The sequence below is a fragment of the Pseudemcibacter sp. genome (genome assembly GCF_965661635.1).
Lineage (GTDB): Bacteria > Pseudomonadota > Alphaproteobacteria > Sphingomonadales > Emcibacteraceae > Pseudemcibacter.
On sequence record NZ_CBFIEP010000026.1, the window covers coordinates 1 to 1,982 of the forward strand.

General features: G+C 41.3%; 1 pseudogene. It reads left to right on the forward strand.

Annotated elements, in window-relative coordinates:
- Positions 1–1,982, forward strand: a pseudogene (locus tag ACTF6W_RS01765) (hypothetical protein); the annotation flags it as partial.

Below are 1,982 nucleotides of genomic sequence, written 5' to 3' on the forward strand. Positions count from 1 at the left end.
ATTTTAGCCGAAAAACAGGCGGATACATTAAGCGCAGAACTCGTATTAGAAGAATTGATGGGGCGACAAGCAGAAAGAAATGCAGATAGATTAAACTTTTCTCGTGAAATTGAAGAAAGACGAGCACAACTTCAAAATTTACAAGACCAGAAAAACACGGTTGAAGAGCGACTTGCCACATTAGAGAATGATAATTTATTTACTCAGACTTTATCAGGAGCCGATAAAAAGCTAAATGAGGCGGAAGCGCAAATTTCCAAAATGCGCCTTGCTTTTAATGAAGCAGAAGATAAAAGACAATCCATCCAACAGTTAGAGCAGGAGGCAAGAAACGCATTACAGGCGTGTGAAGGAAAACTCGCCCGTGTTAAAGCGGAAAAAGAAGCCTTAGAAGAAGTGCTAAGAACCGATGATGAGGAAGACGCAACACCATTATTAGAAAAATTAACTGTCACGAAAGGCTATGAAAAAGCACTCGGATCTGCATTAGATAGCGATTTGGATGCCGGTGACGATGATCAGTCCTCTGTACATTGGCGCGATTTGCCACCCTTAAATGAAAAAAGCTCATTTCCATCAGGTGTGGAAACATTAGATAAATTTGTAAACGCCCCTTCCGTATTAAAGCGTCGCTTAACGCATATTGGTGTAGTGGAAAATGAAGAAAAAGCGCTTTCCTTATTAAATCAATTAACGGCGGGTCAAAGATTAGTCACTCTTGATGGGGGGCTATGGCGCTGGGATGGTCTTTGTGTTTCACCAGAAGCTCCGAGTGCCGCAGCAATTCGTCTTGGGCAAAAAAATCGTCTTGAAAATTTGCTGACTGAGTTTGAAGAAAAAACAAATGAAGTTGAAAAAGAGCGTGCCTCGCATGTGAAGCTGCAAGAGGAACGAGATGCTATAAAACAAGTCAGTCGTGAAGCGCGTGATGCTTGGAGGGAAGCAGATGAAAACGCAATAGAAGCGCGCCGCGAAATGACAGAAGCAGAAAAATTAGCGGCACGCCATCAATCGGAAGAAAGTGCATTAAAAGATAGACTTGAACATTTAAACCAGGATCTTGAAGATCAAGATAATAGATATCAGGTGGCAATCGGTAATTTAGAAAAGCTTCCGGAATCAGTTGAATTAGAAGAAGAAATTAGCCGTAACCGTGACATTGTAGAAGAAAAGAGAAGTGCATTCTCAGATGCTAGAATTGCTCACGACAGTCATAAAAATCAGAGCGAAATGCGCCAAAATCGTTTGGCACAAATAAATGCCGAATATGATAATTGGCAGGCTCGTATCCAGAATGTAGCCAATCATCTTGAAAACCTCGAAATTCGAAAAGAAGAAACGAAAAAAGAACTTCTCGAATTGGAAAACCGTCCAGGAGAGATCGTAGTTGAGCGCCGTAAACTCAATATTTTAATTGATGAAGCAGAAGATGAACGTAAAGCGGCCGCATTAAAACTTGCCGAGGCAGAAGAAGAGCTTGCAACCAAAGAACGTGAAATGCGAGATGTGCAGACGGAAGTCAGTGCAGCGAGAGAGCAAAAAGTGCGTCTTGAAACAAGTCTTGAGCAATTTGAAGAACAAAAAGAAGCACTTCAGAGGCGCATTCAAGAAGAGTTTGATTGTGCACCTACCTCCTTATTTGCCATGACAGAAATTGAAGAAGGGCAAGACTTGCCAGATCAAGACGCTTCTCACCATAAGCTTGAAAGATTGAAAATTGAACGCGAGAGGTTGGGAGCAGTTAACCTTCGTGCGGAAACGGAGTTGGAAGAAATTAACGATCAACTTGGTGCATCAATTAAAGAACGTGAAGAATTAGAAGAAGCAATTATGCAATTAAATAAAGCGATTTCCGATTTAAATAGTGAAGGTCGCGCTCGCATGTTAAAAGCTTTCGATGAAGTAAATAGCCATTTCAAAAATCTGTTTACGTCTCTTTTCGGTGGTGGTGATGCTTATCTGGAATTAACGGAATCGGATGA